Below are 8,619 nucleotides of genomic sequence, written 5' to 3'. Positions count from 1 at the left end.
CACGAATATTTAACCAAAAAGCCGAAAATTTCCACTTCTTAACTTCAACTCCCCACTTCCTAACTGCTCGCTTCCATATAAAAACCTGACAGGAGGAGTTCCGAAGTCCCCTTACCCACTTCCGAAGTTCCCCAAATCGTTTTTGAGAGCAGCATTTTCCGGTAAAAATGTCAGTCTTTTTAGATATTAATCAAAATGCTGTCATTTTTTAGTGGAAATTTCCAGTTTTGAGGTGAAAAGCCCCACTTATGAACTCCAACGTTGGAGGTCAGAACCTCAAGCTTGTCAGTTTTAAGTCCACCTACCTATTTGCGAAGTGGGGGAGGTGACTTTTTAGGTGGATAGGGGGACTTATGAAGTACCCCTATTTGGGATAAAGCCCATTGCTTTCTACAGAGATAGGTGCCAATTTATTTTGAAAAGCCCTAGGCTTTTAGATTGGTCTGAGAAAGTGAAATGTAAATATGTAATCGCTATTCCAAACGCTTTCAAATCCCTCCGCCATGGCGGAGGGTAAGGGGGATTTTTTTACGTGAAATGTAAACCTAAAGTAGTATTTAAATAATAATCGGTAAACTTAATTTAGGACAAGTATTCATTACTTATAAATCTCGAATTGCTCAACTATTTCGCCCCTGCAGGGCTTAGGTTGCAATACTGATTTTCCACACAGGGCTTCACCCTGTGCTATTGTATTTGTCCCTTTCAGGGCCGGGTTTGATTTGTAGGAATTGATGTTTAATCTCATTAATATTTTAGTTGTATATGAACTTATAAATGGGATTTCTTTCATTTTAGCCCTGAAAGGGCATAGTAACTTAGCACAGGATAAATGAGATTTACTATCCTATCTCGGTCTCCTTAAAATCTAGCTTTTTAGCGTTGAATAATTTTTGATGGAGATATATTTTTTTATCTTCATTAAATTATTTCTAAACTAATTACCTTTAATTTGGATGCAAATAACGGAATAACATTACATGGAGAGTCCTTGATTTTTTGGCAGATTTCAGGGGGTCTTCTTGTGATTTTAATCATTTATATAATTTATAAGCTGGTTAAAAAATTATAATCTTCTCTATTTTCCTATTCGTCGTAAGTCTTTTCGCTCAGCCTCTAGTGTTGCTCCGATCATTTATCTTTATTTAACAGGAACAAGCGGAGGATTTGAAGGATTCAGGTGGTTATAATTTCACGTAATTTTTTTTTGGTTAACTAGCTGATTTATGGTTAAATTGAAAGAAATATAAACCTTCTATTGTGAATTTTTACCGCCAACCAACTTTTGTAGTAGCCATTTCTTTGTGCCTGTTTTTTTTGGTTTTGGCTTTTACTTTTCCTTTGGGAATTAGGGAGAATCTGGCAGTTGCCGCTTCATCCACATTAGCTGTGTTTGGCAATTATTACCTGGTATTGGGCTTATTGATGGTTTTGTTGCTTTTAGGTATAGCCATTTCTCCATGGGGGAAATTAAAAATTGGAGAAGGGCCGGTGAGCTATGGCTGGTTTTCGTGGATTGCCATGTTGTACAGTACAGGGATGGGGGCAGGGTTGATGTTGCGGGCCGTGCAAGAACCGGTTTATTATTTTACCAAACCTCCCCGAGCCACAGATTTGTCTTCAGATGTATTTGCATTGGAGTATACTTTTTTTCATTGGGGTTTTACCCCTTGGGCTTTTTATGGGCTTTTTGGATTGATGGTGGGTTATTTGGTTTACGGAAAGGGGAGGCTGATGCTCAGCTCTTCACTTTTGGTGGGGAGATACCGTAAGCCTGTTTTGATCGTCATTGTGGATGTGATTACCATTATTAGTACTTTGTTTGGCGTGGTAGGAGCTGTTGGGCTGGGCAGTAGGCAACTACTTGTAGGGTTTCAGCAATTGTTCGTGGATGTTGAAATAAGCTACGGCAACAATGCTTTTGTGGTTTTGTTTTTGGGTAGTCTTGCGACCTTATCCGCCTTTTCTGGGCTAAGTAAGGGAATTAGAAATGTTTCAAGATTTAATATTTCCGTTTCCTTATTCTTATTGTTGGCCACCTTATTTTCAGGGAATATCCTAGGCATTGTCAATAATTTCGGCTTATCGATCGCTGCCTATATTTATGATTTTATACCCATGAGTCTGAATTATGGAGACAAAAGTGTCTCTCAGGAATTTTTGATGGATTGGACCTTTTTTTATTGGGCTTTTTGGTTGTCCTGGGCACCCTTTACAGGTGTATTTATAGCAAGGATTTCTAAAGGAAGGTCATTCCGCGCATTTATTTTTGGGGTGATTCTTGTGCCTTCCTTAGGCACCTTTCTTTGGTTTTCAGTCTTTGGCTCCTCTGCTTTTGAGCTGATCGGAAAGCCTGAAAATTACCAAGGGCAATTTGATTCGTTGTATGGATCTATTTTCGTATTTCTTGATAGTTTTTCTTTTAGTGGTATAATGAAACTATTGGCCTTCCTCTTGGTCTTTACATTTCTTATCACTTCCCTGGACTCTGCCATCTATGTATTGGGAATGTTTGCTGACAACGGAAATAGAGAACCAAACAACAAACATTTGTTAGGGTGGGGGCTGATCCTATCTGTTTTCACCATTGCCACCTTATTTATAGGCAAAGAGCAGTTGCTACAGGCTGTTAGTCAGTTATTAATTCTTATCGCGCTACCTTTTAGTTGGGTTTACCTATTGATGATTGGAAGTTTCCTTTATATATTAGTCAAAAAGAAAAACCATGATGCATTATAACATAAATAAAGGTTTGCTATCCTTGTTCTTTATCATTTTTGCATCGATTAACTTTTCTTGTGAAAGCAATAAAAAACTGGCCTCCTATGAAGGAGAAAAGCACAAAGGCGTTTGCTGGGTAGGTACCAGAAATCCACTTACAGGAGGGGAATTACAATCCCTAAAGGAATTGGGTGTGAGCCATCTCTCTCAAACACCATTTGGTTGGCAGAAGTCTGTTTCGGAGCCTGACTTGAATTGGGAAAAACACCGCAACAAAACCTGGTGGGGAGAGAGCAGCAATGGACTCTTGTCTACTTCTGACACGGCCAAGGCTTTGGGAATTACTGACATTTTAAAACCTCATATTTGGGTTCGTGGGTCTTGGCCCGGAGAAATAGCCATGAGCAATGAGCAAGACTGGAACTTGTGGTTTGACAATTATAAAGACTTTATTCTTTATTACGCTCGAATAGCTGAAAAGCAAGGTATCCCTATTTTATGCATTGGTACTGAATTGGAAAAGGCCAGTCACAAAGAGAAAAAGTGGCGGGAGATTATTCATGCCATACGCGAGGTGTACTCCGGAAAGCTAACCTATGCAGCAAATTTTACCGAATACCAAAAGGTGAATTTTTGGGATGCTTTGGATTATATAGGCATTCAAGCCTATTTTCCTTTGGTCGACCACCAAAATGCTCCTGATTTAAGCCAATTAATTAAGGGCTGGGAAAAAGTAATCCCGGAAATAGAGCAAACAAATATCACCTACCAAAAGCCGGTGATATTCACTGAAATTGGTTATTGCAATACGGAAGATGCCGCACATTCTCCATGGGTTTGGCCCAATGAAAGGCGAAGTGCTACCCTTTCGGAGAAAGTCCAAGCCTTATGTTATGAGGCTTTCTTTGAAGCAGTTTGGGATAAACCATGGATGCAAGGAGTGTATTTCTGGAAATGGTATCCTGAACCTAGGGGACGTGAACCTGATTTCACTCCCCAGAATAAAATGGCGGAGAAAATAATGAAAAGGTATTTCTTCAACCCAAAACCTACTGATGGTTAAACCAGAAATTCGTTTAAAATGATGCAAAGTAGCTCATGCGTTTAACTTTTCATTTTTACGGGAATGGATGTCTTGCGGTTGATATATCCATGTATACCGGCAATTACGATTAAGACCCCTGCCAATACCAGGGCCACAGTACTTAGCGTGGCATTCAATTCCCATTGCTTGACAGCAATTGCTGTTATGCCCCAAGCACCAACCAATGCCGCTTCTCTCATGTTTCTATAATAGGTTAACAAGCCATAGATAGTGGTGGCCACGATAAGTACCAAAGCAGCCCAGCCTGTTTCTGTCCAAATACCTTCCAATATTCCTGTATTTTTTATTCCCACAGAAAGGGTCAAAACCGTACCCAGAATCACCCAGCCAATATAGAGGCAAATGGGCCACCATACGAAAAAGATGGTTTTCAAATGTGCATCATAGGTTTCTAGTCTTAGTCTTATCACCAATTGAATCAATGAGAAGAGTAAAACTAGGATTACCAACACAGAAAGGAGTATTTGTTCATTGACCCACACATAAATCCAAAGCGCATTGCTTAAATTGGCTACGATAAACCAAATACCAGATGGCAATAAAGAGGTTTGGTTTTGGTTTTTAAAATAACCCATCCATTGATAAATGAGGTAGGCAATTAAGGCCAAATAAATTAAGCCCCAAATGGAAAATGCATAGCCCGCTGGGGTAATTAAGGTGGTGAAATCATCGCTGATGTCGCCTACTGAATTACCAAAATAATCTCCGGAGCCTCCCAGGTAATTGATAAATAAGGTGAAAATAAAAGTGAGCGTATTGGTGAGGATTAGTGGTAATGCTTTCATTTTGAATTTGGGTTTTGTTGTAAGCTTAGCTGAAATTCAGATTTTTTTATGGCCCTATAAGTCCTTTTTCTGAGCAAGGGAAGGCTTTTTGCGTAATAGGCCGCCAAAAGGAGAACGCCTAAACTCCCCAATGCAAGCGTTGCCGGAGCCCCAATCCAATCCGTAACGAACCCAATAACAAAACTACCCAAGGATAGAGATCCCATAAACAGCATAATATAAAAACTTAATACCCGCCCTCTTTTTTCTTCAGGAGCAATGGATTGAATTAAAGTATTGGATCCGGTAAAGATAATCACTCTGCCCAGTCCCGTAGCTAAAAGAGCCAATAGGGATAACCATAAAATTGAACTGAAGGAGAATACAGCCAAACCTATGCCGAAGAGTATTGTTCCTATCAATATTAATTTATCTAAACCTAAAATGTTATTTTTAGTACCTACAAAAAATGCACCAATCAAGGAGCCCAGGCCTACAGCACTGGTCATGTATCCAAAGATGACCGCATCTCCGTTAAATATTTCTGCAGCAAATACAGGTAAAATGACCATATAAGACATACCAATAAGAGTAATGGCAGCCACAAACAACATGATGAACCGAAGGTGCTTTGTTTTAAAAGCAAAACCGGCTCCTTCTGAAAATGCATTTTTGAAGTTTTGTTTTAAGGAATTGTTGGCCAAAGGTTTGTATTGAATGAAAGTGAAAAGGCCTACCACGCTGAAGCTTGCAAGTGCATAAAGCAGCAGACAGTAGCCTTCTCCTATAATGGGGATAAGAATTCCCGCGAGGGCAGGGCCTACAATTCTGGCAGTATTAAAAAGGGAAGAATTTAAGGCGATGGCGTTGGTCAGGTAAGCCTTGTCCTTAACCAAATCATTGACAAAAGCATGCCTGGATGGCATTTCCAGTCCACTGACCAAGCCAAAAACAACTTCTAGACCCAGTAGGATATTAAAGGTAATATTGTTGGTAATTGTAAATACTGCCAAGGTCAAAGCATTGATAGCAATTACTGTCTGACAAACCATCAAGAGTTTGTGTTTATTGTACTTGTCAGCAAATACTCCGGCAAAAATTGATATTAGGAAGGCCGAGATTTCTCTCGAAAAGGAAATCACTCCCAAAAGTAAGGCAGAGCCTGTAAGACTATAAACCAACCAGCCTACCACCACTTGCTTCATCATATTTCCTAGGTTGGAGAAGGCCTGACCTGCAAAGAAATACCTGTAGTTGGATGAAGAAAGGGATTTAAAAATCAGCATGATTAATTAGAAAAATTCATTACCAATAGGAGTTCAAAGACTTGGAATACCTACCTCCCTCTTGCAATGAAATCAGGATTCTGTGAATGGACAGTTATCCGTTGATTCATGCAATGTCGAAAAAGGGAAGTTGGTATTAATTCACTTCGTCTTTTAGCTCTTGATGTCTAATAATCAATTATTCTGTCAATTGGTTTCAAAAGCGTAAATAAGTTTAAATGCTTTGGACAAAAGTCTCCCATTCTTTAAAAGGTTTGGACTTCATTACCCTAGGGAATTTTACTTGGCCACCTTTTTTCTTTTGTTTTTCATTGTAGTCAATAAAAGTAGTAAGAGGAACAATTTTCACATCAATACTTTTTAGGGCCTTATTTCTAGCGACATTATAGTTTTTATTGTTTTCACGAAGAAATGCATCCAAAAAGTCTTTAACTTCTTCTTCCTCTGCATTTCCTGAATCTTTGCCCAAATACCAGCGGTGGAGGTAATCACCATCTTCTTCTATAGCCGCAACGGTATATTCCGGAATGGTCAGGTTAAATTTCTCTTGGACCGCTTTCATGGCTTTGTCCATTTGGTGCACACCCAATTGACTCCCTACTACGTTTAAGAAAAACTTTGTTCGCCCTGTGATTTTGATTTCCCCCTTTTCTTTATCGGTAAAAGCAATGGTATCTCCAATCATATAGCGCCATGCACCGGATACAGTAGAAATCAATAGTATATAGTCTTTGTTCTCTTCCACTTCACCAATGGTCAATGCTTTGGCCTCAGGTTTTACAGCTCCATTTTCATCCATGTTTTCCGATTCAAAAGGAACAAATTCAAAATAAATACCATTGTCTAAAACCAAGGCCATGGCTTCTGTTCCCGGTCGATTTTGAAAAGCTAAAAACCCCTCTGAAGCCAGGTAAGTGTCTATATAAACCAGCGGATGCGCCAGGTTTTTCTCGAAACTTTTCCTATGGGGTTCAAAAGCCACACCTCCAGGAGTATATACCGAAAGGTTAGGCCAAATCTCATGAATAGAGGAAACTCCATGGTAAGCAATAACCCGCTTCATCATTAATTCAATCCATGAGGGAATGCCTGAAATACTTCCTATATCCCAATCTTTTGCGTTTTTTGCAATTTCTTCAATTCTTTGGTCCCAGTCTTCTATAGCTGATATTTCAGGGCCGGGTTTATAAAAACTTTGAAACCAAAATGGGATCTGGCTGGCACTTATCCCACTTATTTCTCCTTCCAGAAAATCGTTGTTTTTTTTCAAGGCAGTAGAACTTCCCAACATCATAATTTGTCGCTCAAAAAAATCAGGTGGTAAATCATATTTGGATAAACTGACCACCTGCTGTATGCCGGTATTTCTGATCGAGTCAATCATTTCATCGGTTACGGGGATGTATTTGCTATTGCTCGTGGTTCCTGAGCTAACAGCAAAATACTGATTGATACCCGGCCAAGTGATGTCCTCGTGTCCCTCTCTGATCTTATTCCACCATTCTTTATAAATCTTGTCATAATCATGGTAGGGCACCTTCTCCTGAAATGCCTGGGAGGTGTCCTTTGCATCAAGGATTTTTTTAAACCCATAGTACTTCCCGAAGGAAGTGTCTTTCGCCGTGTCTAGAAGATGTTTTAAAACTTTTGACTGCGCTTTTTCAGGACTGTCTTCGGTACTTAATTTACCCCCTAGTTCGATTGCTTTCTTTATTAATTCACCAATTACCGGCATATGTTCTGCTAATTTTTAAAGTCTAATTGTTTTTTTGATTAACAAGCAATTATTAGACCACTAAAACTTTATTTTCTTTAAGTGTTTGTAATTTAGTCATTTAAAAAATTTTGATTATGTTTACAAATTGAAATTTGAATTTCTGACCTAATACTAGGTTTTTAGGTTTGCTAATGGTCCGACCTTGGAACTACCTGCATGATATGTTTAGTTTCAGATCACCCAAATTGTTTTGGATTTTAGTAAGTCGCAATTAGTTTTAAGCTTTTAGCAACTGTATTTTATTTTGTATTTCTTTTTAACAAAACCAATGGTGGACTGTTTCAAATTGTTTAGATAAATAATCCATTTTTCATTTATTTAAAAGTCTGCTTCCTATAATATTTCTGATGGCAAAATGGAATAATTTTATTCTATTACAGGGTATTGGGTGCAGCCGATTATTAAATGGTTCAATTTTAAACTTATTCTTTAAATTTATTATGAGCACACCCTTAGAAATCACGTTTGGCGCAATAAGCGATGCTTTATATAGTTTTGACTTCCCGGAAATTGATTTGGTTTTGGGCCTTTCCGAAAAAGGAAAAGCACCTGCTTTAATGATTGCCCACCAATTAGGTGTGGCGCTAAAAATCATGGATTTTTCCGAATCCCTTGAATCCAACGATTTGATCCTATCAAAAGTTGAGGAAGAAGAGCCGGGTATGGACTTTTATGGTCATCACCGTATATTGATCGTTGATGATATGGCACTTGCAGGCAACAAGCTTAGTAAAATTAAAGAAAAAATCAGGGTGGATGAGGTCTATTCTTTTGCGCTTTTTGGAGAAGCTGATTTTGTATTGTTTCCCAAGGTGAAATCCAAAGTGAAGATGCCTTGGGCTATAGTTCGATAAAAGTGTAACCGCAAATATTTAATAGATCTTCTGTTACCAGCTAAAATCACTTCCAATTCAGCTATGCAATTGGAACCCTCCCAAAGAAAGGTCAGGACAGGAATCAGGAATT

At 38.7% G+C, this 8,619-nt stretch carries 6 protein-coding genes; 3 read left to right on the top strand and 3 right to left on the bottom strand.

Annotated features, from left to right (window positions below; genetic code table 11):
• Positions 1-1,260 precede the first annotated feature (1,260 nt).
• Positions 1,261-2,739, top strand: a complete 1,479-nt coding sequence (locus AAC037_RS12880) for a BCCT family transporter (RefSeq protein WP_339903375.1) — start codon at positions 1,261-1,263, stop codon at positions 2,737-2,739.
• Entirely contained in the window at positions 2,726-3,784 is a 1,059-nt protein-coding gene (locus AAC037_RS12875) for a hypothetical protein (RefSeq protein ID WP_339903374.1), read from the top strand. The genes AAC037_RS12880 and AAC037_RS12875 overlap by 14 nt, the downstream gene beginning before the upstream one ends.
• A 41-nt stretch (positions 3,785-3,825) precedes the next feature.
• On the opposite strand, the gene AAC037_RS12870 is transcribed toward AAC037_RS12875, so the two are convergent.
• The 3 genes from AAC037_RS12870 to AAC037_RS12860 all read right to left on the bottom strand — a co-directional run bounded on the left by AAC037_RS12870 (position 3,826) and on the right by AAC037_RS12860 (position 7,611).
• Positions 3,826-4,611 carry a hypothetical protein gene (locus AAC037_RS12870; RefSeq protein ID WP_339903373.1) on the bottom strand — a complete coding sequence of 262 codons (786 nt, stop codon included), beginning with the start codon at positions 4,609-4,611 and terminating at the stop codon, positions 3,826-3,828.
• Positions 4,608-5,876: an MFS transporter gene (locus tag AAC037_RS12865; protein ID WP_339903372.1), complete on the bottom strand. Its 1,269-nt coding sequence runs from the start codon at positions 5,874-5,876 to the stop codon at positions 4,608-4,610. The genes AAC037_RS12870 and AAC037_RS12865 overlap by 4 nt, the downstream gene beginning before the upstream one ends.
• A gap of 214 nt (positions 5,877-6,090) precedes the next feature.
• Entirely contained in the window at positions 6,091-7,611 is a 1,521-nt protein-coding gene (locus AAC037_RS12860) for a GH3 auxin-responsive promoter family protein (protein ID WP_339903371.1), read from the bottom strand.
• 482 nt (positions 7,612-8,093) lie between these two features.
• Between AAC037_RS12860 and AAC037_RS12855 the strand changes: the two genes are divergently transcribed.
• Positions 8,094-8,507 carry a hypothetical protein gene (locus AAC037_RS12855; protein ID WP_339903370.1) on the top strand — a complete coding sequence of 138 codons (414 nt, stop codon included), beginning with the start codon at positions 8,094-8,096 and terminating at the stop codon, positions 8,505-8,507.
• Positions 8,508-8,619 lie beyond the last annotated feature (112 nt).

The organism is uncultured Cyclobacterium sp., from assembly GCF_963976465.1.
In the GTDB taxonomy this organism is placed as follows: Bacteria; Bacteroidota; Bacteroidia; order Cytophagales; family Cyclobacteriaceae; genus Cyclobacterium.
This window is presented reverse-complemented; position numbering and strand designations above follow the sequence as displayed.